This window comes from Candidatus Thiosymbion oneisti, from assembly GCF_004359955.1.
Taxonomy (GTDB): Bacteria; Pseudomonadota; Gammaproteobacteria; order Chromatiales; family Chromatiaceae; genus Thiosymbion; species Thiosymbion oneisti.
The window spans coordinates 1-26290 of the sequence record NZ_SMSC01000035.1 but is presented as its reverse complement, the minus strand read 5'-3'; the positions used below and the strand labels follow the sequence as shown (position 1 = coordinate 26290).

Here is a 26290-nt window from a genome sequence, read left to right as displayed (position 1 = left end):
AACCGATCCGGTAGCCCCTCAATGACAGAAGATTTATCCGCAAATGAACGCGAATCAACGCAAATGAATCGAGAATAGGACACCTTGAAATAGTACAGGATTCACAGGATTTTCAGGATTAACAGGATGTTATAGTTGTTATTTAAGAAAAATAATCCTGTTAATCCTGATCATTCTGTTAATCTTGTCCTATTAGCGGTTGGCACGACGATTATGTCAACCAGCCCTTAGGTGTCCGGTTCCCTGTGATCAGGCACCGAAATTGTCTGAACCCGGACACAGCGGAAGCCGAGGCGGTCACGGAGGTCGCGGCCGAGACGGTCGAGGCGGTCGCGGTTGAGGTAGTTGAGAAGGTCGCGGAGGTCGAGGAGGTCGCAGTCAAGGCGGTCGCGGCGGTCACGGAGGGTTTCGAGGATCTCTGTACGGGAGGCGGAACGGCAGGATTCGACGTCATCACGCCAGGAACCACCGCGAGCCACGGGAACGGCACCGGCCAATGCAAATTTCCGCGGATCGACCTGCGACTGGGTTGCCTGGGGAGAGTTTTGTGGGCTACTCAGGCACCATTCCCCTGCATTACCGAGCATATCGTACAGGCTCCAGGGATTGGCTAGCTTCTCGCCTACCGGATGGGTCCGACCGTCGGCATTTTCTTCATACCAGACATAGGCGTCGCATTCGGCCGGGTCGTCGCCATGGAACCAGTGGGCCTGGGTACCGGCGCGGGCGGCATATTCCCACTCCGCTTCGGTGGGGAGGCGATACAGGAAGCCGGTCTGCTCCGAGAGCCAATCACAGTAAGCAACTGCGTTCTGCCAGGAGATATTGATCACGGGCCGACGGCCGCGGCCCCAAGCCCGCATCGTCCGGTGCTTCGCGTCCCGTGGCCGCAGCAAAGCGGTCATATTCCTCGAAGGTCACCGGAAAGCGAGTGCATGCAACCCACCACCTCCGCCGCCCGCAGCCGCTCGGGATTGGGCCGAAACCCTAACCGCTCGTACCAGCGGTCGGGGAAGCGTTTGCGCAGGTAGGCATCCACCTGGTCCTCGTCGAACAGGGAAAGGAACACCATGGGGCAGATATACTCACCGACCTCCACCCGACCCGGACGGCCGAAGGGGTCGCTGCCGGTCTCCGGGAAAAACTGGGTACGGCAGGAGATGATGACCCGACGGAATCGCTTGGTGGCATCCAGCAACGCCACCAGTCGGGATTCGATGGTCCCCCAGGCCAGGGGGTCCTCGTCCAGGGCATCCAGCAGCAGTACGGTCCGAGATTTGTTCGAGCACTCGTCGATCCGCTCCAGGCTGTCCTCACCCAGCTTCAGGAGCAGACAGTCGTGGCCTTGGGGCCAGAAGGCCGTCAGGTGCATGAGGCGGAGCATCATGAGCAGGGAGGTCTTGCCCATCCCGGCGTCGGAGAGGATGAAGAGCTGGGTGCGACCGTCGCCAAGCGGCGGAAAATCGTCGTGCAGGAACTCATTGATGAATTGGAAGGCCGGCTCCCGGATCTGGGCGATGGGTTCCTGGTCCTCGTGCCGGTCGGCCGGATTGTGATGCTGACATTTGGGTTCGACATAGAAACGGGCCAGCTCACGTGGGTTGCTGAACATGTCGCCGATACGGGCCAGCTTCTCGCGGCGTGCCCCGCGGATACCCACCAGTTTCTCGATCAGCCAGATGAGCCCCAGTTTTCTGATTAGGGATACGAGGTTGGCGGCGGTGATGAAAGTAGCCGGTTCCGGCATGGTATTGCCCTTAGGTTCTACACAGGGTCGGTGTAAGCAATCAATGGAGTGTAACCTGGGGCGATGCGAGGGAAAAGCAGTCGGGTAGCCCGTAGGATGCGGTGAGCCAGCGTAGGATGCGGTGAGCGCGGCAGATCATTCAGGATGGCATCACGAGGAGGCGCGAACCGCATCAGAGGCGCGAACCGCATCAATAGACGCCTGGGCAGCAGCGGACCGCATCTTTGGATGGCCCGTGCCCAACCCTCAGGCATTGTAGGGTGAGCTGTACCCACCGCCCCGGCATCAAAGATCTTGGTCTTGTTATCGAATCCACAGATTACGCAGATTCTCGCAGATGAAAAACGAAATAATCGGTGGAAATCTGCGTAATCTGCGGATTAAAAAAACGCCTTCGCGGGCAACACCCAATAACGCCGAACAGCACCGGGACCAGGCAAGGACCTAACAACAGCCAGCTCAGTACACGCTTGGTGAGAAGGTACAGACCGCTCATCAAGAACCACGAAAAATACGAACGAATTTGCGTTTATCCGCGTTTATTTGCGGCAAAAAATATTTCCCCCTCGGTGAGACAAATGGCTGGTGAGATCACCGGACCGGCGCCGGACGAATGGCGCTTTCCCAACCAGGCAACGCCCGTAGGTTCGTCCGCCTATTACAGCCTGCGTTTCGCTCCGCGGGAGCTAAGGGACGACCTGGCGGTGCTGTCGGCCTGGCGGTATCAGGTCCGAGCGATCCCGGACCGGGTCTCGGACCCCGGCCTGGCGCGGATCAAGCTCCAATGGTGGCGCGAGGAGCTGGAGGGTACCTTTGCCGGCACGCCACACCATCCCTTGAGCCGGGTCCTGGGACCGGTGTTGGAGCAGCACGGGCTGCCTCAGGCCCCCTTCACCGACATCGTCGACCAGGTGGAAGCGGAAATCCTGTGCCGACGGCCTGGCACTGAGGCCGATCTGGACGCCGCCTGCGAGCGGGATCTGGGTGCCCTCTTCGAGCTGATCGCTCACTGCCATGGCCTGAGTGATGCGGATGTGCTGCGGGCCGCGCGCCGTCTCGGGGGCTTCTGTGCTCGGGTCTATCTGATCCGCGACAGCGGGGTCTTGGCGCGGCGCGGTCGGGCCCTGTTTCTGAGCGAGCAGCTAGGTGTGCTCGGTCTCTCGCACGTGGCGCTTGGCCGACGCGAGTATCGCGACCGCCTGCCGGAGCTGCTGGCGCCCGCGGCGGACCGGGCCAGATCCAAACTCACCGCGTCGGATCTGAACCGGGGTCTGCCGGTCTGCATCAGGGTCCGGGTGCGTATTCTGGCATCTCTGCTCGAAGAGCTGGCGGGCGCGGGCTTCGCGGTCACCGATCAGCGTATCGGGCTCACTCCCCTACGCAAGCTCTGGCTCGCCTGGCGGGAGAACCGGCGGACACCATGAGTCCCAGCCGTTTCGCCCGTTCCAGCCAAGGCGAGCCCGCGTAGGTCGGGTAAGGTGCGCCTGCTGTGAAGCTGCATTCTAAAAGGCTAAGCCTTTGTTCTAGATGGCGCGCCCGGAGAGATTCGAACTCCCGACCACCTGGTTCGTAGCCAGGTACTCTATCCGGCTGAGCTACGGGCGCGTGAAAAAAAGTATGCGGTGACGGCCGGTCCGAGTCAAGCTCGACAGTGGATAACTGTCAGGTCCCGGATGATTACTGACGACAGTCAGTTGGGAGGTAGCGAGCCTCGATAGTCGTGGCCGTTTCGGCGTCTGTCGTGCCGTCGGCTGTTCCTGTCGTGTCATCGCCGGTCGGGGGAGGGGTAGCTTTTCCACATACCCACACCAACCCGCCGGCCTTATTCCGAATAGGGCTGAGGGCGAGTGCCTTATTCTTTATCGCCTGGTTTACTCGGTTACCGCCATAGGTGATGGTAATGGTGCCCTTATCGCCGACCGCAACGCCGGTAACATAATTACCCGTAATGGAATCGGCACTTGCAACACCGGCGGCGTCATTCGTGTCGGGAAGATTCCCGCGCACTGCGTTGAAGGTGCTGACGGCCGCTTTGACTTCCGCTGCCAGATTCAATCCCTCCGTGACCTGGGTGCGGATCGTGTAGTCCTGATACGCGGGAATCGCAATGGTGGCCAGGATGCCGATGATCGCGACCACGATCATCAATTCGATCAGGGTAAAACCCGCCTGTTGTTTCATTTATAGTCCTCCAAGTTTGATTCGACCAGCTGACGCGGGGGAGATCCTGCACAAGCACACGCCGAGTATACAGTCTTGAGTGCCTGCGCGAACCGCCCCCGATCTCAGGGCAGCCGCTCGAGCTTCCCCATCAGATCGTCGTAGCGCACGCGCAACCGGTTCGGCATCCCTGCCTTCTTTGCCTCCTCACAGCCGCCGATCTGTTTGAGCCTCGCCAGGGACTCCCGTTGCAGACGTTCTTGCGCCCGGCGATAGGAGCGTTCGGGAAACAGCTCGTCCTCGATCTGGAGGACGGTCATACGGAACCTGCTCACCAGCTCCTTATTGAGGTTATCGACACGGCGGCCTGAACGGTCGCGGCGACAGCGGGTATTGTAAAGGTCGAGTTCGGTAGCGACCTCGACCACGGCGACCAGCAACTCCTCGGTCTCCGCGTCGAGGAGGGGCTGGGCGGAAAGCAGGGGCAGGCCTGCTGCCAGCAGAAGCCCCGCGAATATGGCGGGGGCGGTACCGGTCCGCCGGCATGACTGCCGTGGTTGCCGTGCAGGTATGACGGGTAGATACATCCTATTCCGTGCCGTCCGGTCACCGCATCACTCAACTCCGGCCGTAGACGGGAACGACGGCCCCGGTGACACATCCGACCGCATCTGAAGACTAGTACCTCATTTCACCCTATTTTACGTTCTCAGGCTCGTAGGGTGGGCTGTGCCCACCAGCCAGGCACGGTGTTGGTGGGCACAGCCCACTACGGGTTACGCGCAAAATATGCAGAAATGGGGTACTAGTGACTCCTGCGCATCGGGCACTGCCGCTCGTGTAGGCTTGGGACGCAAAAATGCTGAAAACCCCACACCCCAGCGACAATGCGAGGGTAGGTGGATGGCTGTATGATAGCCGAATCTTGCGGTTCGATCGGTTTAATTCTAAAGGGTGCTCGAATCAAGTGCGTACCTCAGTGGATTTAATTTACCCGTGCATGGGCACGGCATCCGCGGCCGGTATCGCAATACCGGCGGTGTCGCCGTCCGTTAAGCAGGTGCCCTGGGTCTCGGTGCCGGTAGTTCGACGTCTGCTGGGGCGCCGGCCCGGAGGCATTTTCCCGTGAGCGAGTGGCTCTTTCTCCTCCTTCCCATAGCCGCGGTATCCGGGTGGTGGGTCGCAAAGCGCGGTGATGGAGACCAGGGTGTCCCGGGTCCCACGTCCGATCCGGCCTTCTTTCGGGGACTGAATTACCTCCTCGACGAGCAGCCCGACAAGGCCATCGACATCTTTGTGAAGCTCGCTGAGGTAAAGGATGAGACGGCGGAGGTCCATCTGGCCCTCGGCAGTCTCTTTCGGCGCCGGGGGGAGGTGGACCGGGCCATCCGGATCCATCAAAACCTAGTCTCGCGGCCGAACCTGAGCAAGGAGGAGCGCGGCTACGCCCTCTTCGAGTTAGGGCAGGATTATATGCGTGCGGGACTCTTTGACCGCGCCGAGCGCATGTTCCGTGAGCTGATGGAGATGCAGCTCCATCGCAAGCGGGCCCTGGAGGGGCTGCGCGAGATCTATCAGCAGGAGAAGGATTGGGCACGTTGCCTGGAGGTTGCCGAGCAGCTGTGGTTGCTCACCGGGGAATCGGTAGGCGCCGAAAGCGCCCAGTACCACTGCGAGCTGGCCGAGGAGTCCCTGAAGGCCGGGAACGGGCAGCAGGCTGCCACCCATCTGAGCCGCGCCCAGGCGATGGATTCCGACTGCATACGGGCGACCATGCTCCAAGCCCGGATGGCGATGAGCCGAGGCGATTCCCGAGCAACGGTGGCACTCTATCGCCGCCTTGCCCGGCAGGGCTCCCAATTCCAACCGGAAATTCTGTCGGAGCTGGTGGATACCTATCGCCGCAGCGGTCTGGAGGATGAGCTCAGCGAGCTCAAGCGCCTGTATCGCGCATACCCCAGCCCCGCGTTGGCGATGACGCTTACCGATGTGATCCTAGACAGGGAAGGAGATGAAGCCGCCATTGCCTTTCTCATCGAACATATCACCGGACAGGCCGATCTGGCCGGCCTCGAACGCCTGCTGGAGCTTTATGGGCCGAAGCTGACGGACGATGCCCAAACTCGAGCCGCTTTTGATGCAACCCTGGCTGTGGTTGGACATCTGCGTTCACGCCAGCCCGATCATCAGTGCGAGCATTGTGGTTTCGTCGCCCGCCGGCTGCACTGGCAATGCCCGAGCTGTAAATATTGGGGAAGCATCAAGCCGATCCAACCGGAACCCATCGGCAATCGCACCCATGCCCCGCCGACCGCCGCGTTGCCTGAACCGCATTGACCAACGCGCTTACCTTTGATTTCCCGGTAGTGGTTAACATCTAAGTTGGAACATGACCAACGGCACTGGCCGCTATGCCCCCTCTCCCTCTGGGAGAGGGTTGGGGAGAGGGGATCAAAAGGATGAATCGCTCTACTTTTTCACTTATAAGCTTACCACTACCGATTTCCCTAAAGTACCGCTTCCGGATACGACCCCAGTATCTTGAAGTAGAGCGACGCGCCCTCCAACTGTTTCAGGGCCTTTCCGACGAGCGTCTCATTTCGATGGCCGAGGATGTCGATGTAGAAGACATAGTCCCAAATGCCCCGCCGCGAGGGGCGGGACTCGATTCGGGTCATGCTGATATGGTGCTCCGCCAGAGGGTTGAGCATCCGGTAAAGGCCACCCGGCTCGTTGCGGCAGGTAAGCAGCAGGCTCGTCTTGTCACGCCCGCTGGCGGGTGAATCTTCCTTGGCGATCACTAGAAAGCGCGTGGTGTTGCCCGGCTCGTCCTCGATGCGGCGCGCCAGGACCTCAAGTCCGTAAATCTCCGCTGCCGACTCTCCCGCCACCGCCGCGGAACCGGCCTGGGCTGCGGCCATGTCCGCGGCCTGCGCGTTGCTGCCCACCGCGATCCGCTCGGCACCCGGCAGGTGGTGGTCCAGCCAACCGCGACATTGGGCCAGGGATTGTTGATGGGAGAATAGGGTGCGGATGTCCGCCAGGTCCGGCTCCCGACTCATCAGATGATGATGAATGCGCAGGGTCACCTCGCCGGCGATCTTCAAGGGCGAGCCCATGAACAGATCGAGGGTATGGCTGATCACGCCTTCGGTGGAGTTCTCCACCGGCACCACGCCGTAGGAGCAGGACCCGGCCTCGACCTCCCGAAAGACGTCGGCGATGTCACCCACGGGAACGGCATGTATCGAATGACCGAAATGCTTGAGGGCGGCGGCCTGGGTGAAGGTCCCCTCCGGCCCCAGAAAGGCCACGGCCAGGGGTTGCTCCAGGGCCAGGCAGGCGGACATGATCTCCCGGAACAACCGCGTGATCTCCTCTCCGTCCAGGGGGCCCGGATTCTGTTCCTTGATGCGACGCAGGACCGCCGCCTCCCGCTCGGGGCGGTAGAATTTTCGGTCGCCGTTGGCAACCTTGACGTTCGCCACCTCCCTGGCGAGGGTCGCGCGCGCGCTGATCAGATGCAGCAGTTCCCGGTCGAGGGCGTCGATGCGTTCGCGGATACGGGAAAGCGGGTCCTCACTGCTCATGACCGTTTTTCGAACAACCCAGGCAGCGTACCGAGAGCACCCCATCGATGGCTCGGATCTTGGTCAGGGTCTCCGCCGGAGGCTCCCGATCGACGTCGATCAGGGTCACGGCCACCGTGTCCCGAGACCGGTTGAGCATGTCCAGAATATTGAGCCCGACCGACGCCAGGTCGGTGGAGATCTGCCCCACCATATTGGGGACATTGTTGTTGACCACGGCCAGGCGATAGCCCCCATTGCGCGGAAGATTAATCTCCGGGAAGTTCACCGAGTTATGGACGTTTCCGTCCTCCAGCCACTCGCGGACCTGATCGGCGACCATGCGGGCGCAATTCTCCTGGGCCTCGTGGGTGGAGGCACCGATGTGCGGCAGCGTAACCACCCGTGGATGATCCTTCAGGAGATTGCTCGGAAAGTCGCACACGTAGGTGTAGAGGGTCCCCGCATCCAGGGCCGCTACGGCCGCCGCGTCGTCGATAATACCGTTGCGCGAGAAGTTCAGCAGCACCCCGCCGGCCTTCATGTGCTTGAAGCGCTCGGCGTTGATCATGCCCCGGGTCTCGTCCGTCAGCGGCACATGGAAGCTGACGAAGTCCGCGCGTCGGACCAGATCGTCCACACTGGCGGCCTGCCCTACCTCGGACTCGAGCTGCCAGGCCCGCCGCACCGTAATGGTCGGGTCATAGCCGATCACCTTCATACCGAGGGCACGCGCGGCATTGGCTACCTCGACGCCGATGGCCCCAAGGCCAACGACACCCAGGGTACGGCCCGGAAGCTCAAAGCCCACGAACCGCTTCTTGCCGCTCTCCACGGCCTGCTGGATGGCGGCATCGTCCCCCGTAAGACCGCGCGCAAAGCTCCAAGCCTGGGGGATGTTGCGGGCCGCCAGGAGCATGCCGGCGATGATCAGTTCCTTCACCGCATTGGCATTGGCACCGGGGGCATTGAACACGGGCACACCGCGTTCGGTCATGCGCGCGATGGGGATATTGTTGACCCCGGCGCCGGCACGGCCGATGGCCTGGACCGTCTCCGGGACCTTCATGTCGTGCATGTTGGCAGAGCGCACCAAGATGGCGTCCGGGTGTGTGATCTCGGAGGCCACCTCATATCGATCCCGCGGCAGCCGGTCGAGACCGGCAACGGAAATATTGTTTAGGGTAAGTATCTTATACATGCTCATGAATCTGCGAGAACCTGGGTAATCTGCGGATTGAAACTGTTAGGGTCCGTTCCCCACCTCCACATATCCTAGCACCATGCATGAACACCAATGGACACGAATTGGCGTGCACTGGTGTCCATTCGTGGTTTCGATCAGGGCAACTACGAGGGGTCGATCCTATCCGCCTCCTGTGGAGGGTGCCGCAAAAGCCCGTCCGTAGGCTGTCGCGGGGCGGAAACGGAATAACGCGCGCTCCCGTTTCCTTCGTTTTCAATCACTTGCAGTATCCGGAACGAATGGCCCATTTTTTCTTCTGCATCGCATAAAGACACCAAGCCACAAAGGGGTATAAGGATCGAGAGAAGAACGACAGAAAGAGCGGAGAATTCTCTGGCTCCCACGCTCCAGCGTGGGAGCAAATCCAAACGCTCCAGCGTCGAAACCTTGGCCGCTGGAGCGGCCACACGTGCGTTCCCACGCTGGAGCGTGGGAACGAGCCAAATACAGAACATACAAGGATGTGGTGAGCGCCTACCCGCCCCATCCCTGGGGCGGGTAGGCGCTCACCACAATCTACGGGCTGTTGCGACACCTTCATCAAGGGGCAGGGGGCAGTTGTCAGGGGAGGTCCTCTGACAACTGATAACTGACAACTGTCCCCTGAGATGCGGTTCGCGCCACCCGGCAGTGCCATTCTGAAAGATGTCCCGCGCTCACCGCATCCTAGGTCGGGCGTCATCTCTTAACGACACCCTCCTGTGGGGTGAGTCGCTGGTGGGCACAGCCCACTCTCCACCGCTGGTGACCGGCAGGGGTTGACCAGGACGGGATTTTTCTTAAAGATTGGCACTCGGCCTCCGAGAGTGCTGACAGGCCCGGCCAAAGGTAAGAGACTGTCTAAAGAACTGACGCTAAGGATACAAGACGATGAGTACCAACGCCGCAGACGCCGGCACCCAGCAACAGGCCCGGCTCGGGACCACTCTGATCAATGAGGTGGGCAAGGTCCTGGTGGGCCAGGACACCATGGTGCTGCGCCTCCTGACGGGTCTCCTGACCGGGGGGCACGTGCTGCTGGAGGGGCTGCCGGGGTTGGCTAAGACCCTGACGGTACACAGCCTGGCCAAGGCCATTGATACCGGCTTCTCGCGTATCCAGTTCACGCCGGACATGTTGCCGGCGGACGTGATCGGCACCGAGATCTTCAATCCCAAGGAAGGTACCTACAGCGTCAAGCAGGGTCCGATCTTTTCCAACCTGGTCCTGGCCGACGAGATCAATCGTGCCCCGGCCAAGGTCCAAGCGGCCTTGCTGGAGGCGATGCAGGAGCGCCAGGCCACCATCGGTGGTCACAGCTTCCGCATGGAGGAGCCCTTCCTGGTGCTGGCGACCCAGAATCCCATCGAGCAGGAGGGCACCTATCCCCTGCCCGAGGCCCAGGTCGATCGCTTTATGATGAAGGTCAAGGTCGGCTATCCGTCGCAGGAGGAGGAGCGGCGGATCCTGGACCGCATGGCGAGCGGTCAACCGATCCCGGAGGTCATGGTAGTTGCCCACCCCCAGGATATCGCCGCGGCACGGGCAGCGGTGGCCGATGTCTTCGTGGACGAGAAGGTGCGCGATTATATCGTCGCCATCGTGCACGCCACCCGGCCCGAGGCCGCCGGCCAGTCCAACGCCGGGAGCAGCGTGCCCGGCATCGAGGGAATGATTGAGCATGGCGCCAGCCCGCGCGCCTCCATCTGGCTCATGCTGGGTGTCAAGGCCCACGCCTTCCTACAGGGCCGCAGCTATGTGACGCCACACGATGTCAAGACCCTGGCCCCCGACGTCTTGCGCCACCGGATAGGGCTGAGCTACGAGGCCGAGGCGGAAGGCATGGTGCCGGAGGACATCATCCGGCGCATCCTGGATACCGTACTCGTCCCCTGAACCCAGGGCCGGCGAATAATGATCGCTGCTCATGCCGGTCATGTTTCTCTCTGGAACCACGAATGAACACGAATTCGTGTCTATTCGTGTTCATTCGTGGTTAAGATGGACCTATGCTTGCCAAAGAGATCATTCGCCGGGTACGTGAGATCCAGGTCCGCACCGGCCGTCAGGTCGCCGACGTGCTGGCCGGAGAGTATGTCTCCGTATTCAAGGGAGGCGGCATCGAGTTCGACGAGGTGCGGCCGTATCTGCCGGGTGACGACGTGCGATCCATCGACTGGAATGTCACCGCCCGCTCCGGCCAACCCTATGTCAAGCGTTATGTCGAGGAGCGCCAGCTGACCCTGATGCTGATGGCGGATGTCTCCGCCAGTCAGGATTTCGGCTCGCAGACGCGCTCCAAGCGCGAGGCGGCGGCCGAGTTCTGCGCCCTGATCGCCTTCTCGGCCATCCGCAACGACGACAAGGTGGGGCTGCTCCTGTTCCACGGTGGGATCGAACACTACATCCCCCCGCGCAAGGGCCAGAAACATGCCCTGCGCGTGGTCCGGCAGGTGCTGGCCCACGGTGAGGAGGCACCCGAGTTCCGCCAGGAGACGACCCCTGACGGGAGGCTGCGTGGGTTGGAGCGCCGGCATCCTGCCGGCAAATCGATGGAGAAGCTGCGCACACGGCTGCACGATTTCCGGGAATTCCTGCACCGAGCGGCCGCCTTGGATTTCCAGAGCCGGCGCCTGCGTCCCGCACGGCGGTCGACCGACATCGGTCAGGCGATGGAGTTTCTCCGCTCGGTGATGAAGCGCCGGGCCGTTTGCTTTGTGGTGAGCGATTTCCTCGATGAGGATTTCGAGCCTACCCTCACCGCTGCCAATCGCAAGCACGACGTCATCGCGGTCCTGATCACCGACCCCCGGGAGCTCGCGGTACCCCGTGTGGGTCTGGTCGCCTTGCAGGACGCGGAGACTGGGCAGACCCGACTCTATGACACGGGCGCGGCAGATTTTCGACGCGAGCTGGAACGGGCGGCGCGCGAGCGTATCGAAACCCTGGAGCGGCGGTTGCGCGCCCGTGGGATCGACTTTATCCATATCGACGCCGCGGGCTCGGTGGTCGATCCCCTGATCCGCTTCTTCCGCATGCGCGAGCGTAGAATGCGTCGGTGAGTTGCGAAAAATTTAGCCGCAAATCAACGCAAATGGCCGCAAATACACGTAACCGGACCAAGAACTGTCGATGATGGCGAACCGATCTCGACGTAACCGTTCAAACTCCCAATGTTTTTGCCATCCATGGCACTGGATTCCGGCAATCCCTGCCGGAATGACGAGGTGGGGGTTGAACGATTACATCTCGACCGATTTACGTTTATTCGCGTTCATTTGCGGCAAAAAAGGCATTCCTATTCCACACCATTCACGGGTAACGAGTATTGCCCTCATCTTGGTCCTCTGCACCTTCGCCGGGGTCCGGCCGACCTGGGCACAGGCGGAGCCGACCGAGCCGACCGCGCCGGCCACCGCGCAGTCGTCCGCAACCCTTGAACGCCGTTCCGAGCGCGGACCCGTGACCGCCCGGGTGATCCTGGAGCCGGCGGAGCCCAGGATCGGCGATCCCTTGACCCTGCGCCTGGAGGTAACGGCAGAGGCCGGCGTGGAGCTGCTCATGCCCGAGTTCGGCCAGTCCCTGGACCGCTTCGCCATCCGCGACTTCGTGCCCCGCGAAAGCATCGACGGGGACGGGCGCACCCTGGCTACCCAGCGCTATGTCTTGAGCGCGCCTATGTCCGGACCCCAGTACATCCCAACCCTCGCCATCGAGTTCGTCGATCGCCGCGCCGGGATGCGCCCAGCCCCGGAGGGCGAGGATACCTATGAGATCCTGACCGAGCGGCTCGATTTCCAGGTGCGGTCGGTGTTGCCGGAGGAGGCCGCCGACCAGGCCCTCGAACCGCCCCTGGGTGCTTTGGCACCGCTCAGCGCCTCAGCTACCGCCAAGGGTTGGGTCTGGCTCCTGATGCTCCCAGTGGTCCTCGTCGCCGCCTTGGGGGTACACTGGTGGCTCGGCGCACGGACCAAGGCGCGCCGGGCGAGCGCCCACGAGCGTGCGAGCGCCCGGCTCAAGGCCCTGATGGCGCCCCCCAGGCCCGAAGGCGCAGCAGCAGTGGATGCCTTCTTCGTGGAGCTCTCCGACCTGGTACGCCACTACCTGGAGGACCGCTTCGGCCTCCAGGCCCCGGAGCTCACCACCGAGGAGTTCCTGGACGTGGCAGCGGGATCGCCGGATCTGAACCAGGCCCACCAAGGCTTCCTGCGCGACTTCTTGCGCCGCGCCGACCAGGTGAAGTTCGCCCGCTACCTGCCCGATGCGGATTACATCGAAGAGGTACTGGACGCGGCCGGACGCTTTCTAGAACAGACCCGCGCCGCGGGGGAGCCGGAGGAACGGGCCATGCCCCGTACCTGGGACTTACCCTTTTTACCGCAAATGAACGCGAATAACACAAATAGGCCGAAATAGGTTCGCCAGTAATGAACAAAAGAAAACTCGTCAGCTTCGATTGGGCGCTGAAGCGCTTACTACGAAGCAAGGCCAATTACGAAGTATTGGAAGGCTTTTTGTCGGAATTGCTGAAGGAAGATATCGAGATCCTGGAGATCCTCGAAAGCGAGAGCAACCGCGACAGCGCCCGCGACAAATCCAATCGTGTGGATATGAAAGTCCGAAATCGGAAACAGGAAATCATCCTCATCGAGATCCAATACGAAAGGGAATTCGATTACCTCCAACGGATCCTGTTTGCGACCGCCAAAGCCATTACCGAGCATATTGCCGAAGCGGAACCCTATGCAAATATCGTCAAGGTGATCTCCATCAATATCCTGTACTTCGATCTGGGACACGGCGAGGACTATGTTTATCATGGAAAAACCCAATTCCGAGGGATCCATTACCACGATGAGCTGCGGCTGAACAACAAACAACAGGAGCTCTTCGGTAAACAGTACCCCCATGAACTCTATCCTGAATACTATCTTCTCAAGGTCAACCAATTCGATGATGTTGCCAGAGATTCCCTGGACGAGTGGATCTATTTTCTGAAAAACGGAGAGATCGCTGAAGGGTTTCGGGCCAAGGGGTTGGCCAGGGCAAAAGAGATTCTGGACATCATGCATCTAGGGGAAGAAGAACGGCGATCTTACGAATGGCATAGAGAAGAGTTACGTTACCAAGCCAGCATGTACCGCTCCTCCTTCTTTGACGGACGCATGGAAGGAAAGAAAGAGGGCCTGGAGAAGGGTATAGAAAAGGGTATAGAGAAGGGCAGGGAGGAGGGTATGGAAAAAGGGAAAAAAGCGACGGCAAAAATCATGAAGCAGGCCGGCGAGCCTATGGAAAAGATCATGCAATATACGCAACTGACGCCGGAAGAGGTGGAAGCTTTGTGAGCGAGCCTGGCATGAGAAACGAGCATCCGGAACCTTTTCCATTGAGCGCAAAAATCACATAATGACCTGGGAATTCCGCGATCCCCTATTCCTGCTCGTCGGGCTGCTGGCGCCGCTGGTCTATCTGTTGGCCAGCCGCATCCCCGCGCGGATCACCTATGCCAGCCTGGCATTGCCGGACCGCACCCCGACGGCCCTGCGGGTGCGCTTGGCGCCGCTGCCGGCCGGGCTGTTGGCCCTGGCGACCCTGGCCCTGGCCGTCGCCCTGGCCGGACCGCGCACCGGCGACGAGACCACCGAGGTCGAGCGGGAAGGCATCGCCATCCTCATGGCCTTGGATCGCTCGGGCTCGATGGATGCGCGCGACTTTGTGGCCGGGGACTACAGCGTCAGCCGGTTGCAGGCCCTCAAGGGGGTCTTCCGGGAGTTCGTACTCGGCGGCGAGGCTGGCCAGGGGCGGCCGGACGATCTGATCGGGCTGGTGGTGTTCGGGACCTATGCCGACGGCGCCTGTCCGCTCACCCTGGACCACGGCAATCTGTTGAATATCCTGGATCAGATCGAGGTGGCGCACGCGCGTTCGGAAACGGCGACGGCCATCGGCGAGGGCCTGGGGCTGGCCGTGGAGCGCCTGCTCGACGCCGAGGCCCAATCGAAGGTTGTCATCCTGCTCACCGACGGGGTCAACAACGCCGGTGAGCTCGATCCCCTGCAGGCCGCGGCGCTGGCCGCCGAGCACGGCATCAAGGTCTACACCATCGGCGCCGGCACCAATGGCTATGCCCCGATACCCGTAACCGGACCGGACGGCCGCCAATACCTGCGGCGCGCCTTAGTCGAGATGGACGAGAAGACCCTGCAGGAGATCGCCCAACGCACCGGGGGGGCCTATTTCCATGCCCGTGATGCCGAGGGCCTGGCTGCCACCTACCGGGCGATCGACGACCTGGAGCGCACCAAGATCACCGAAGTCCGCTACTTGCGCTATCGGGAGCACTACGCCGGGTTCGCGCTCGCCGCCCTGATACTGATCGCCCTGGCCGGTCTGGCGTCGGGGACCCTGCTGCGGAGGTTGCCGTGAATGGACTCCATTTCGCCGTAACCCACTGGGTCCACCTGCTGTGGGCCGTGGCGGCCTTCATCGCCTTGCTCGCCTGGCTCGAACGCCGCGGCCAGGGCGATCTGGACCGCTTCGTCGCCGCTCCTTTGCAATCGCGGCTGGTATTGCGCACCACCCCCCTGCGTCGCGCTTTACGCCTGATCTTCCTCGGGCTGTGTGGGCTGTTTCTGACCCTGGCCCTGATGCGTCCCCAATGGGGGGCCCAATTTGTCTCTACGCCGCGGGTCGGGGCCCAGATCATGGTGTGTCTGGATGTCTCGCGCTCCATGCTGGCCGAGGACGTGGCCCCCAACCGGCTCGAACGGGCCAAGGCCGAGCTCCGCGACCTCCTGAGTTATCTCGATGGGGACCAGGTGGGGCTCATCGCCTTCGCCGGTCGGGCTACCGTACTCTCGCCCCTGACCCCGGACTTCAGCTTTCTGCGCCTGGTGCTCGACAAGGCTGGCCCCCACAACGTCACCCGCGGGAGCACTCGGCTCGAAGAGCCCATCCGTAAGGCCCTGGCGGGATTCCGGGACCGCGGCGCTGGCGAGGTATCCCGTTCGATCCTCCTGATCACCGACGGCGAGGACCACGACTCCTTCCCCCTGGAGGCGGCCAAGACGGCCGCCGAGCGGGGCGTGCGCATCCTCGCCATCGGCTTCGGCGACGAGGCCGGGAGCGAAATCCAGATCACCGACCCCCGCACCGGGGCGCGCACCCTGGTGCGGAACGCCGACGGCAACCCGGTGCGCTCACGCCTGGATGGCGACCTGCTGCGCGAGATGGCCCTGGTCACCGGCGGCGCCTACATCCCGGCCGGTACCGGAGCCATCGACCTGGAATCCATCTACGAACGCCATATCGCCAACCTGACTCGCGGTCGCCTCACCGGGGGCAGCTACCAGATCCGCAACGACATCTTCCAGTGGGCCCTGCTCTGCGCCCTGCTGTGTCTGCTCGCGGCGGTCGCCAGCTCCACGGTTGGAACTGTGAAGAGAACCACGAATGAACACGAATAGACACGAATTATTGTCAGAGATCTTGAAAAATTGCTTCCTGGTAATTAGCGGAAACGCAGTTTCCGCTTCGCTCCATTTTCCAGCACTGATGTGCTGAAAAATAGCCGGGAGCCCTTATCCGACATCGGAAATCTTTCAAGATTCCAATTAAGTACTGGCACTTGCATTTAGGGATATACTGATAAATACAAATACTTTAGGTTGCAGTAGAGAAGCCGCTGTTGCATGTTTGGTATACTGAGAGTTCTATGGAAACAGTTGCGAACAATACCATCATGGTTTATGACGCCGAACACGAAGAAATAGTCAATTCGGCTTCAGAGAGTGTTGCGACTCCTGGCTTTGCATTGAGTAACAGAGACGGTCATGCAGTAAATTCGTATGTTGAGTTGTTGACGAAAGTAGCATCACTCAGTTATCACAATCCTCGTTTTCAGCTACTCTTCCGTGGCCAAACAACGGATTACAAAATGGGCGCTTCTGTTAATACAAGCAATCTATATCCGTCAATCCTCCGCCAGTTCGTCCCCCGAAAAATGAACGTAGAAACGCTCTTGATCGTGAATTTGAACTGTTAAAAAATGCTGAGCAATTACTTGTCGAGCATATTAGAAGAAGAGATCTAATCGAGAACCAAATAGTTCGTTGGGCAATACTGCAACACTATGAAGTATGCAAAACACCTTTATTAGGTGTTACTGCATCCCTGCAAAGTGCTTTGACGTTTGCTATAAGAGATCGCAGCGAAAGGCGGTATTCCCTTTGCCGCCGAAGCCGACGCGTTGCATATTGCGGTCGCGGCAGTGCACCGCATCGACTACCTCCTCACATGGAACTTTCGACACATCGATAATGCGGCCAAAAAACCAATCGTGCGGTCCATCTGCGCCACCGCCGGATATTCGTGTCCGGAAATCTGCGCGCCTATGGAATTCCTTCAGGAGACTGATGACAATGTATAAAGATGAAATAATTGCTGAAGTCTGGCGGAACCGAGAGGCTTACACCGAACAGCACCATCACAGCCTGGCTGAAATGGTGGCCGATCTCCAGGCACGCCAGAAAAGACCCGGGTGCAAACTCGTGGATAGGAGAAACCGCACAGGGGCTTCTAGCCGACCTCGTTCCTTGGTGTCTGAAGCTTGAGAGGCTGTCTGGTTAAAAGCGATCCTGAATGATTTAGCAGAGCCGGCAGGATTGCCATGGAAAGGTTAGCCGCAAGTAAACGCAAATGCCCGCAAATCAACGTCAATGGACCAGGAAGCGTCGATAATGGTGAATCAATCGCGACCGGTTTGCGTTGACTCTCTCGTTCCCACGCGCCGCGTGGGAACGCAGAAGCTCCGCGCCGCGGAGGGCTGTAGGTTGGGGTGAGGTACGAACCTCAGCTTCTTCCGGCATACGAGGACAAGAATGCTGGGGTTCGCAAGCTCACCCCAGCCTACGCGGACTGCTTTTTGCTCCCGGCGATATATGGTGTTAGCCGTAAAAAAACAAACAAATACGGAGGTAGGTTATGGGACGCATAATCGTATCACTGACAATTTCAAATCTCGAAGACAAAGAAAAAAAGATTCGAATCGATGCCCTGGTGGATACCGGCGCTTCATATATGATATTACCCGTCGAATGGAAAGAAAGGCTGGGCGATCTCGAAAAGATTCGAACCGTCGAATTAGAGACCGCCATGCAAAAGACGGAAACGGGAAGCGTGTGCGGTCCGGTCAGGATGCAAATAGAAGGATTCAAGCCTATTTTCACGGAAGTTATATTTATAAAAATGGAGCCGGAGAACGGTGAATATGAGCCATTGTTAGGCTATATCCCATTGGAGCAATCACAAGCTGCTGTGGATATGTTAGGTCATCGTCTCGTCTATGTTAAACGGTTAGATCTGAAAAATATCGGCTAACAGGCCCGCGTAGATTGAGGTGAGGAACGAACCCCAACATCGAGCGGAAATTGAACCTGGCCTCTTGAATAGAACCACGAATAAACACGAATAAATACAAACTATTCATGAGTAATATATGTGTCCATTCGTGGCTCTAAAGATCTTCCAAATGAATGACCGCTTTAAGATGCTGGTCGCCGTAGGCCTCTTGGCAGTAGGAATCGGCGGTACCCTGGCCCCGGCCGAGCTCCGGGCCCAGACGGCCAATACCGAGCCGACCGCCGCGCCGGTGACCGAGGCAGCGGGACAGGCATCCCTCCCCTCCCCCACCCAGACAACCGAGTCTCTCACGGACGACACGCCACCCGCGGACGCCAAGGACGAGCCGGCGGACCCGCGCACCACCTACAACCAAGCCCTCACCGATCTGAATGCCGGCGCGCTCGAGGCCGCGGCGCGCGGCTTCGAGGCCGTGCGTGCCGGGGCCAAGACCGACGGCGAGGCCCGCTTTCGTGCCACCTACAACCTGGGCTGGGTGGAGGTCGGGCGCGCCGACGTGAATCTCAACCAGGAGCCGCAAGCGGTGCTCCAGGCCCTGCAACGGGCGGCCGACTGGTTCCGGGAGGCGAGTGCCCTGCGGCCGGAACATGCGGCGTCGCGCCTCAATCTGGAGCTGGTGCTGCGGCGTGCGCTCGTCCTGGCCGACCACCTGGCCGAGCATGGGGAGGAGGACCTCGCTGCTCGCCTGGAACAGCTCATCGAAGGGCAACGTACCTTTCTGACCGAGCTGGGACGGGGTATCGACCTCGCCGATCTGCAGGACGATCCCAATGCCGCCGAGCAGGCCCGTCGTACCCTGCGCACCTTCGCCACCGGCCAGCTGGAGCTGCTCACCCAGGCCGAGCGCCTGAGCGAAACCGCAGGTCAAGAGCAAGCCGGTCTCCAGGCAAAACCGGGTGAGGAGCGCAGCACCCAAGAGGCCGTCCGCCGGGCCCAGCTCGAACAGCTGTTAAGCCACTTGCATCGGGCACGGGAGCGCATGGGCCAGGCCCGCGGCCAGCTGCGTCGCCTGGCGGCCAAGCGCGCTTACCGCCGGGTCGCCGCCGCCCTGGGCGATTTGAAGCGCGCCCGCGACCAGCTACTTGATCCGGTGGCGCGCCTGGATGCACTCATCACCGACGGCCTGGAGCTCATGCGTCAAACGGGCCACAAGGTCGCCCTCGACACACAGCCCGGACAACCCGCACCGGCCTGGTTGACAGTGGACTATCTGGGCGAGACCCAAACCGTCCTGGAGGCGCGCACCGGCGAGCTCCAATCGGGCCTGAGCGCGGGCCTGGCCCAGGCCGAGGAGACATCGGTGGCCGGCCCGTTTGCCAAGCAGGCAGGGGACCCTACCGCCGCTCCCGAGCAGGCCCAGCTCCGGCGCCGGCTGGAGGCGGCAACACCCCTGATCGGCGCGGCGCGAGCAGACTTCCAGAGAGCGCTTGCCGATCTGGAGGCGGAACGCCCGGGCAAGGCCCTGGAATTGCAACGCGGCGGGGTAGCCAAGCTGGTCGCCGCCCGCGAGCATTTCCTGGAGCTCAAACGCCTGGTAGAGCTGCTGTACCAGGACCAGCAACGCATCGCCGCCTTGATCGCGCCTGAGGAAGCGGTCGCGGCCTCGGATTCGGGGCCCGGCGAGGAGGTTGCGACGCCGGATGAGTCGGCCGCGGACCGTTCGGAATACCTCCCCGTCGCCCGCGAGCTACAGGCCGGCAATCGCGAGCGTCTACGGCGCGTCAGCGCCGCCATCCTCGATCAACTAGGCACAGCACTGGATGCGGAGGAGCAGGCCAGATCAGCGCAGGCCGGAGATCCTCAGGCGACCACCGCTCCCCGAGCCCCGGACCCGGCCGTCCCCGCCCCATCGGACCCCGCCGATTTGGAGACTGAGCGTCGGCACCTGGAACAGGCTGACGCCCTGCGTGTTGAGGCGGAAAAGGCGATGCAACAGGCTCTGGAAGACCTGATAGCCACAGAGGCCACCGCGGAGAAGCTCCCAACCGGCGATCCGGAGCTGGCGAGCGCCATGGACCGGGTGCGGCAATCTGTTGATCTCACCCTGAGCCGGGTGGCGGATCTGCGTCGCCTCTTCTTTTCGGTGATCGACCACCTGCGCGAGACCTTGCGGCGCCAGATCGATCTGGGCGACCGTACCGAGGAGACGGCCGTATTGGCCGCCACCGAACCCGCGGAGGAAATCACCCGCCGCCTCGGCCCCATCACCCCGAAGCAAAGGGCCTTAGCCGAGACGGCCGGCAGCATCGCCGAGGCCCTGGAACAACAGGCTGAACGGCCCGTTCCCCCTACGCCGGAGGTCCAGGAAGAAAATCTCCAGGAACAGGCAGCCCAGGCCCAGGAACAGCAAGCACGCCTGCGGCAAGCCGCCGATCAGGTCACGCGCGCCCGTGACCACATGGACCAGGCCGCAGAGACCATCGCCGTGGAGCCCCCAACCTTCGAGGCCATCCGCGACCACCAACGGCAGGCCATCGAGGCATTGACCGCCGCCCTCGCCGCCCTGCAGCAGCAGCCGCAGGAGCAACCGGACCAACCCCAAGAGGACCAGCAGGACCAGGAGGAGCAGCAAGCATCCCAGCAGGCCGACCAAGACCAACAGGGCAAACAGGGCACCGAACCCCAGCCGGCGCCGGGTGATGCGGGCCAACTCCTACAGGGCATACGCGACCGGGAGGCCCAACGCCGGGAGCAGCGTGCCAAGCAACAGCACCGTGGTTACGAGCCGGTGGAGAAGGACTGGTGAGACAGCTGTCCATGTGGTAATTGTCTCTGTTCCACGCACTTGAACGACAGGTCCGAAACATGCAGCCGGCAATTCAACCAACCCTCTACGAGTTCCTGGAAGCCCTGCCCGAGGGTCTGACCGGGGAGATCCTGAATGGACAGCTCCACACCCAACCACGGCCTGCCGGACCACATGCGGTTTCCGGCTCTGTGCTGGGTGCCAAATTACTCAATCCGTTCCAGATCGGTGATGGGGGACCCGGCGGCTGGTGGATCATCGATGAACCGGAGCTCCACTTTGTGCGGAATCTCGAGGTCCTGGTCCCGGACTTAGCCGGTTGGCGGCGTGAGCGCATGCCCTACCCGCCGGAAGATCAGCGCTTCGAGGTGGTTCCCGACTGGGTATGTGAGATCCTATCCCCATCCACGGCAAGTAAGGATCGCGAGATCAAGCTGCCGCTGTACGCTCACTACGGCGTGCGGTACGCCTGGCTGATCGATCCGGTCAAGCGCACATTGGAGGCCTACCGACTCGAGGCCGGCGTCTGGATCGAGACCGGCCGCTTTGCCGATGCCGATCAGGTGGTCGCTCCGCCGTTCGAGGCCGTAAGCCTCGATCTGGAAACCTTTTGGCCACCCCGACGGCCAAGACTTGCAAAGCGCTGACTAACAGCCGAATACACCTGGGTACAAAATAATGAAAAGCTACGAGACCAAAATTTATTAACCGCATAGCCGCCAATGCGCACCCGCTTATCCCTGAATACCGATTCCATGCGCTGGATGCTCCTGCTGGCACTGATCGTCGCCATCCAGCTCGCGAGCCCCCTGGCAGCAGCTCAACAGGCCCGGCTGCGGGCCGAGGAGGGGCCCCACTTCGTCGGCGTACCCGTGCACCTGCAGGTGATCGCGGAGGGGTTCGATGAGACCCCCCAGCCCCGGATCGAGGTAGCAGATCCACTCCAGGGACGCTTGGAGCTGACCGGGGTCAACCCCAGCGTCAGCACCAGCATCCAGATCATCAACGGCCGGATGAGCCAGTCCAAATGGGTCCAATTCGCCTTCGAGTACCAATACCTGGCCCAAACCCCCGGCGAACAGGTCATCGGCCCCTTCCGGATCACCCAGAACGGTAAGCAGGCCAGTACCGGCAAATTGCGTTTGGTCATCGGCGAAATCCCGGTCAGCAGCCGGCAACGGCTGCGGCTCATCCTGCCCAAAAGCCCACTGATCGTGGGCCAGCGCGTGCCGGTGCGGCTCGAATGGTGGGTCCCCGCCGACCTGCGTGGCACCCTCTTCAATCCACGCCTGGCCGTCCCCCTCTTCGAGCGGCTCGATGCCTTTCGTTTTCATGACCCCGAGGACCCCACTGCCGACATCGTCTTGACCATCGATACCGCCTCCGGTCCCGTCGAGCTGGCCGCCACCACGCACTCGGAGCTTTGGAACGGCGAGCAGAATCTGGTGCACACCCTCACCCGCCGACTGACCCCCTTGCGGACCGGCGAGTACGAACTCGCACCCGCCAGCCTGGTGGTCGACGAGGCGATCCGTTGGCGCCGCACCCTCTTCGGCGAGCGGATCCCCACCCGGGCCCGGAAACGCCGGGTAGAAGACGAGCCGCAGACCCTGATCGTCCAGGACCTGCCCCAAGCGGGCCGGCCCGAGAGCTTCACCGGCACCGTCGGCCCCGGCTACCGGCTGGAAGTCGCGGCGGACCGCTCGGTGGTCCAAGTCGGCGATCCGATCCGTCTGACCCTAATCCTCCGGGGCGATGCGGCCGTCGAGACCGCAGTGCTTCCACCGCTCACTGCCGATAGTGGACTCTCGCCCCAAGACTTCCGCATCCCCAACGAAAAGATCGCCGGGGTCTATACCGACGGCGCCAAGCGGTTCGAGGTGACCGTTCGGGCACTGCATGAAGGAGTCACCGCCATCCCACCCCTCGCCTTCTCCTGGTACGACCCTGAGCGTCGGGAGTACCAGACCACCCGCTCCCAACCCGTCGCCCTCTCGGTGCGCCCCGCCCAAGTCATCTCGGCCGAGGACGTCGTGAGTGCGGTGCCCGAGGAGCCACGTGACCGGACCCTGGACCCCGAGCGCGAGCCGACGACCAACCCGGAGGCCGGCCCCAAGGCCCGGCAACGCCCGGTATTCAGCCTCACCGGGGCCGACCTTGCCATCACCACTGACATCGACGCCCTGCTAGAGCCCAGCGGCTCCCTGCTCACGAGCGTCGGCGTCCAGGCGGTTGCCTATGGTCTGGGCCTGCTGGTCATCCTCCTGGCCTTGCTGGCCAGACGCCGTGCCCAGGCCGATCCGGCCGAGCTGGCCCGCACCAAAGCCCTGCGGACGCATCGGGCGGCCGTGACGGAGGCCCGCAGTATCACTGAAGCAAGTGCCGCCCTGCGACGCATGGTCGCCACCGCCGGTATCCCCCTGCCCTCCGACCTGGACCACTTCCTGGCCGAATGCGACGCCCTCGCCTATGCCCCCGGCGGCGCCTCGCGCACCTTGGACGAACCCATGCGGGCCCGGGCCTTGCTATTGGCCGACCAGTTATTGAAGGAAGCCAACTGATGAGTGATGAATGATGAGTGATGACCAGTACACTTGCATACAAGTACAAACTACGAATCACGCGAATCTGCGCGAATGTAATCATTCGGCCTCTACCTCGTCATTCCGGCAGGGATTGACGGAATGCAGTCTAAGAAAACTGGTAGTGGTAAAGCCCTAATTGGTAGAGTGGCTGATAGCCTAACCGGATCGCCCTTTACCATTTAGGAATTTACTACTACCAGAAAACTGTTACGGCAAGAGAATAACTATGAAGTGCGGTAATTGCAACACCGAAGTAAACGGCAACGGACGGTACTGTTCGGGTTGCGGATATCCCATCATGGGACAATCTTTGCTTCATATCTTTGAACTCGGCAAGATCGAAGCTCTCTATACTATAAGGAAGGATGTCTTCCTGTGGTTGAGTGGAATAATTGTAGTGCTTTCCTTGCTAGGTTATTTTGGTATTAGTGAACTCATATCTAATACTGTAAAAAACGAAGTGGAAAGTGAATTGGAAAACATGAAAGAATTGATTGGGAACGTTACCTGGGCGGCCCAACAAAAAATTGTAACAGCAAAAGAAAAAGTAGATTTGTTAAACAAGAGTGTTGATGAGTTAACTGAAAAAAAATCAGAATTAGAGAATTCGCTAGTAATGTTGCGTGAAAAGCGGGATGAACTTCAAAAGATTATTGAAAATGAAAATCTATCAAAGATCTTTGCGAAGATTGCTTCAGACTTCTATACTATAAAAGTTTTTTCAATTGATACAAAATTCGAATTTGATCTCGACAAAGAACAGTTTATTGATGAGATATCTGATCTTTTGGGAAATTTCGTATGGCTTAGCACGAAAATTGAAAATTTGGAGCCTAACTATATTGTTCAAACCCACAATGAAAAACATCCGACATTCATTCGTAATGAAAAGGAGAGAAGCTACACAGTTGTTTTTCAACATGTGCTTTTTGCACCATACCGAACGACGACTCAACCACTATGCACCAAAGTGCATAGGTTGCCCCCTGGACTGAAAGTCCTAAATCATTCCAGGATAATGTTTCCTGTATCCATATTGGATGGGTGACGGTGATGCTCCAAGTATTCTTGAACCATTTCGTCTGTTACATTCCCTGTTGTTTAAGCACCCTATCCTATCGCCCAAAAATACTTTCCCCAATATCGTTTTTTAGCTCGGGGAATTCGCTTTGAAGAAACGGTATGATTACTGCATCTTTGATCCCTCATTAGCTCATTATAGAATACCTGTGTAGCAGCTAAAGCCTTGCACTAAAGTGCATAGTTTTGGACTAGCGGGCTGGGACAATAAATAACATTTCCATATGCAAAAAAAGTATAGAGCGGAACAGCATAATAGAAATCGCAAGTAACGAAAAAATTAAACAGGACGGACAGTTCCAGCTTTTCGTAGAAGACGATATCTCGAGTTGTTTCCGAAACGTGAGGGTGGTTTTTGACTCTGAATTGGAAAAAATATCAAAGAAACTAACAAGGTAAATTACGCGGAGAAAATGATGACAGACTCTGATATATCCCCACAAAGTTTACCCGGCTCTCTTAACGAATTGTGTGGGTAGATGGAAAAGGAAACCACTCCTGACAGGCTGAATGGGCGCGGATGATTGGTCTGCATGAGGGGATCGGGGCACTTTGGCAGCGGGGCCACACATCACGGCGAACTCGGCAACGGCGAGACATTTGGCTCGACCCACCGACTGTCCCAATCCCCTCTCGCTCGCATTATGCTGCGCCCGTCCAGCCTGTCAAGGACGCAGCCGCTATGTGGTGGTTCCCTACTACCTCTGGTGCGCTTTTGCCCAACCTACGATTCACTCCGAGAAACGCCAATCAACACAACGGGATCAAGAACCACCGATGATAGCAAACCGATTGCGACCAATTTGCGTTCATTCGCGTTCATTTGCGGCAAAAAAAACAATTCCTGGAGGCATATGCCGCATCATCAGGATATGGCTCGCTACCCTCTGGTTTTGCTTCGCACCGCCGGTAAGTGCGGCCACCCCCGACGCGACCTTGAATCAGGCAATCGGTGCCTACACCCAGGCCCAAGCAACGACCAACCGGGGCGAGCGATTGGCCGGCTTCCGGCAAGCCCAACGGCTGTTCGAGCATGCCGCGACCCAAGGCGCGCGTTCCGCGGCCCTCTATACCAACCTGGGGAATGCCGCACTCCAAGCCGAGCGGCTAGGACCTGCCATCCTCGCCTATCGACGCGCTCTGGCGCTCGACCCCGACCAGGCACGGGCCCACCAGAACCTCCGCCACGCCCGTACCCTCTTGTCAGCCTGGGTCCCCAAACCCGAGCCCGAAGGCGCGCTGGAGAGCTTCTTCATCTGGCGTCACTTCCTCAACCCCACCGAACAGGCCGCCATCGCCACCCTTCCCTTCCTCCTCGCCGCCCTGCTGATCGCGGTCGCCATCCGCTGGCACTCCCCGCTCGCCCGCAACCTCGCCTTCCTACCCCTGCTGGCCTGGCTGGGACTGCTGCTCTCGGCGGCAATCCAGGCCCACGCCGGCGGCACCATCCCGGCCGTACTCATCGCCGACGAAACCATCGCCCGCGCCGCCGACTCCCCCAACGCCCCCATGCGCTTTGCCCAACCCCTACCCGCCGGCACCGAAGTCGAAATCCGCGAAGCCCGTGCACATTGGGTCCACATCGTCCTCGCCAATGGCCGTGACGCTTGGGTAACACGGGGTGCTGTGGAGGCGGTTGAGGTGGATTCCCAACGCTTGAGCGATGGAGTGACTGATGGTTCAATGGAAAACTCCTAAAACAATAGAGTTGTTCCCTTTGTAACATTCTTTAAAATCAGTATGTTACGAGGACCATTC

General features: G+C 60.3%; 21 protein-coding genes and 1 tRNA gene. 15 read left to right on the top strand and 7 right to left on the bottom strand.

The genetic code is table 11. The features are described 5' to 3' along the window. Window positions 1-227: 227 nt before the first annotated feature. On the bottom strand, window positions 228-905 hold the full coding sequence (locus E1958_RS17100) for a formylglycine-generating enzyme family protein (protein WP_133512943.1): 678 nt from the start codon (window positions 903-905) through the stop codon (window positions 228-230). Continuing rightward, complete coding sequence (locus tag E1958_RS17095) at window positions 902-1747, bottom strand: NACHT domain-containing protein (RefSeq protein WP_133512942.1); 846 nt, start codon at window positions 1745-1747, stop codon at window positions 902-904. Before E1958_RS17095 ends, E1958_RS17100 begins: the two co-directional genes overlap by 4 nt. Window positions 1748-2325: 578 nt before the next feature. Here E1958_RS17095 and E1958_RS17090 point away from each other — a divergent pair. Further along, a complete protein-coding gene (locus E1958_RS17090) occupies window positions 2326-3171 on the top strand; it encodes a squalene/phytoene synthase family protein (protein WP_133512941.1) in 846 nt (281 codons plus the stop codon). Window positions 3172-3275: 104 nt separating this feature from the next. On the opposite strand, the gene E1958_RS17085 is transcribed toward E1958_RS17090, so the two are convergent. From E1958_RS17085 to E1958_RS17075, 3 genes are all read right to left on the bottom strand, one after another. Continuing rightward, window positions 3276-3352: transfer RNA gene (locus E1958_RS17085), tRNA-Arg, on the bottom strand. Window positions 3353-3424: 72 nt separating this feature from the next. Continuing rightward, the gene (locus E1958_RS17080) at window positions 3425-3928 is read right to left on the bottom strand and encodes a pilin (RefSeq protein ID WP_133512940.1); all 504 of its coding nucleotides are present in this window, start codon (window positions 3926-3928) and stop codon (window positions 3425-3427) included. A 104-nt stretch (window positions 3929-4032) separates the two neighbouring features. Next, window positions 4033-4494: a hypothetical protein gene (locus E1958_RS17075; protein ID WP_243448259.1), complete on the bottom strand. Its 462-nt coding sequence runs from the start codon at window positions 4492-4494 to the stop codon at window positions 4033-4035. Window positions 4495-5032: 538 nt separating this feature from the next. Here E1958_RS17075 and lapB point away from each other — a divergent pair. Next, window positions 5033-6244, top strand: a complete 1212-nt coding sequence (gene lapB, locus E1958_RS17070; RefSeq protein ID WP_133512939.1) for a lipopolysaccharide assembly protein LapB — start codon at window positions 5033-5035, stop codon at window positions 6242-6244. Window positions 6245-6414: 170 nt separating this feature from the next. Here the strand turns inward: lapB and pheA are convergent, their stop codons facing one another. Then, complete coding sequence (gene pheA, locus E1958_RS17065; protein ID WP_133512938.1) at window positions 6415-7497, bottom strand: prephenate dehydratase; 1083 nt, start codon at window positions 7495-7497, stop codon at window positions 6415-6417. Beyond that, entirely contained in the window at window positions 7487-8677 is a 1191-nt protein-coding gene (locus E1958_RS17060; RefSeq protein WP_133512937.1) for a 3-phosphoglycerate dehydrogenase family protein, read from the bottom strand. Before E1958_RS17060 ends, pheA begins: the two co-directional genes overlap by 11 nt. A gap of 915 nt (window positions 8678-9592) precedes the next feature. On the opposite strand from E1958_RS17060, the gene E1958_RS17055 reads away from it, so the two are divergent. The 13 genes from E1958_RS17055 to E1958_RS16985 all read left to right on the top strand — a co-directional run bounded on the left by E1958_RS17055 (window position 9593) and on the right by E1958_RS16985 (window position 26230). Continuing rightward, window positions 9593-10597, top strand: coding sequence for an AAA family ATPase (locus E1958_RS17055; protein WP_133512936.1), 1005 nt, complete (start codon window positions 9593-9595; stop codon window positions 10595-10597). A gap of 113 nt (window positions 10598-10710) precedes the next feature. Next, the gene (locus tag E1958_RS17050) at window positions 10711-11763 is read left to right on the top strand and encodes a DUF58 domain-containing protein (RefSeq protein ID WP_133512935.1); all 1053 of its coding nucleotides are present in this window, start codon (window positions 10711-10713) and stop codon (window positions 11761-11763) included. A 172-nt stretch (window positions 11764-11935) separates the two neighbouring features. Beyond that, a complete protein-coding gene (locus E1958_RS17045; RefSeq protein WP_133512934.1) occupies window positions 11936-13117 on the top strand; it encodes a hypothetical protein in 1182 nt (393 codons plus the stop codon). Window positions 13118-13128: 11 nt separating this feature from the next. Continuing rightward, a complete protein-coding gene (locus E1958_RS17040; RefSeq protein WP_133512933.1) occupies window positions 13129-14046 on the top strand; it encodes an Rpn family recombination-promoting nuclease/putative transposase in 918 nt (305 codons plus the stop codon). A gap of 61 nt (window positions 14047-14107) precedes the next feature. After that, window positions 14108-15127 (top strand): VWA domain-containing protein, encoded by a 1020-nt coding sequence (locus E1958_RS17035; RefSeq protein ID WP_133512932.1) that lies wholly within the window; start codon window positions 14108-14110, stop codon window positions 15125-15127. After that, a complete protein-coding gene (locus E1958_RS17030) occupies window positions 15124-16167 on the top strand; it encodes a vWA domain-containing protein (RefSeq protein ID WP_133512931.1) in 1044 nt (347 codons plus the stop codon). Before E1958_RS17035 ends, E1958_RS17030 begins: the two co-directional genes overlap by 4 nt. A 499-nt stretch (window positions 16168-16666) precedes the next feature. Then, the gene (locus E1958_RS22155) at window positions 16667-17020 is read left to right on the top strand and encodes an FRG domain-containing protein (RefSeq protein ID WP_133512954.1); all 354 of its coding nucleotides are present in this window, start codon (window positions 16667-16669) and stop codon (window positions 17018-17020) included. Window positions 17021-17683: 663 nt separating this feature from the next. Beyond that, window positions 17684-18079: an aspartyl protease family protein gene (locus tag E1958_RS17015; RefSeq protein WP_133512930.1), complete on the top strand. Its 396-nt coding sequence runs from the start codon at window positions 17684-17686 to the stop codon at window positions 18077-18079. Window positions 18080-18230: 151 nt separating this feature from the next. Further along, the gene (locus E1958_RS17010) at window positions 18231-20867 is read left to right on the top strand and encodes a hypothetical protein (protein WP_133512929.1); all 2637 of its coding nucleotides are present in this window, start codon (window positions 18231-18233) and stop codon (window positions 20865-20867) included. Between the two features lie 59 nt (window positions 20868-20926). After that, entirely contained in the window at window positions 20927-21514 is a 588-nt protein-coding gene (locus E1958_RS17005; RefSeq protein WP_133512928.1) for a Uma2 family endonuclease, read from the top strand. A gap of 75 nt (window positions 21515-21589) precedes the next feature. Further along, entirely contained in the window at window positions 21590-23428 is a 1839-nt protein-coding gene (locus E1958_RS17000) for a BatD family protein (protein ID WP_133512927.1), read from the top strand. Between the two features lie 322 nt (window positions 23429-23750). Next, entirely contained in the window at window positions 23751-24500 is a 750-nt protein-coding gene (locus E1958_RS16995; RefSeq protein WP_133512926.1) for a coiled-coil domain-containing protein, read from the top strand. A 968-nt stretch (window positions 24501-25468) separates the two neighbouring features. Continuing rightward, window positions 25469-26230: an SH3 domain-containing protein gene (locus E1958_RS16985; RefSeq protein ID WP_133512925.1), complete on the top strand. Its 762-nt coding sequence runs from the start codon at window positions 25469-25471 to the stop codon at window positions 26228-26230. Window positions 26231-26290 lie beyond the last annotated feature (60 nt).

Bases quoted from the DNA above. Each gene is read 5' to 3' on its own strand.
- E1958_RS17095 (WP_133512942.1), bottom strand. From the start codon at position 1,747: ATGCCGGAACCGGCTACTTTCATCACCGCCGCCAACCTCGTATCCCTA.
- E1958_RS17015 (WP_133512930.1), top strand. From the start codon at position 17,684: ATGGGACGCATAATCGTATCACTGACAATTTCAAATCTCGAAGACAAA.
- pheA (WP_133512938.1), bottom strand. From the start codon at position 7,497: ATGAGCAGTGAGGACCCGCTTTCCCGTATCCGCGAACGCATCGACGCC.
- E1958_RS17040 (WP_133512933.1), top strand. From the start codon at position 13,129: ATGAACAAAAGAAAACTCGTCAGCTTCGATTGGGCGCTGAAGCGCTTA.
- E1958_RS17050 (WP_133512935.1), top strand. From the start codon at position 10,711: ATGCTTGCCAAAGAGATCATTCGCCGGGTACGTGAGATCCAGGTCCGC.
- E1958_RS17005 (WP_133512928.1), top strand. From the start codon at position 20,927: ATGCAGCCGGCAATTCAACCAACCCTCTACGAGTTCCTGGAAGCCCTG.
- E1958_RS17100 (WP_133512943.1), bottom strand. From the start codon at position 905: ATGACCGCTTTGCTGCGGCCACGGGACGCGAAGCACCGGACGATGCGG.
- E1958_RS17000 (WP_133512927.1), top strand. From the start codon at position 21,590: ATGCGCACCCGCTTATCCCTGAATACCGATTCCATGCGCTGGATGCTC.
- E1958_RS17080 (WP_133512940.1), bottom strand. From the start codon at position 3,928: ATGAAACAACAGGCGGGTTTTACCCTGATCGAATTGATGATCGTGGTC.
- E1958_RS17010 (WP_133512929.1), top strand. From the start codon at position 18,231: ATGAATGACCGCTTTAAGATGCTGGTCGCCGTAGGCCTCTTGGCAGTA.
- E1958_RS17060 (WP_133512937.1), bottom strand. From the start codon at position 8,677: ATGTATAAGATACTTACCCTAAACAATATTTCCGTTGCCGGTCTCGAC.
- E1958_RS16995 (WP_133512926.1), top strand. From the start codon at position 23,751: ATGGGACAATCTTTGCTTCATATCTTTGAACTCGGCAAGATCGAAGCT.
- E1958_RS17075 (WP_243448259.1), bottom strand. From the start codon at position 4,494: ATGTATCTACCCGTCATACCTGCACGGCAACCACGGCAGTCATGCCGG.
- E1958_RS17035 (WP_133512932.1), top strand. From the start codon at position 14,108: ATGACCTGGGAATTCCGCGATCCCCTATTCCTGCTCGTCGGGCTGCTG.
- E1958_RS17090 (WP_133512941.1), top strand. From the start codon at position 2,326: ATGGCTGGTGAGATCACCGGACCGGCGCCGGACGAATGGCGCTTTCCC.
- E1958_RS17055 (WP_133512936.1), top strand. From the start codon at position 9,593: ATGAGTACCAACGCCGCAGACGCCGGCACCCAGCAACAGGCCCGGCTC.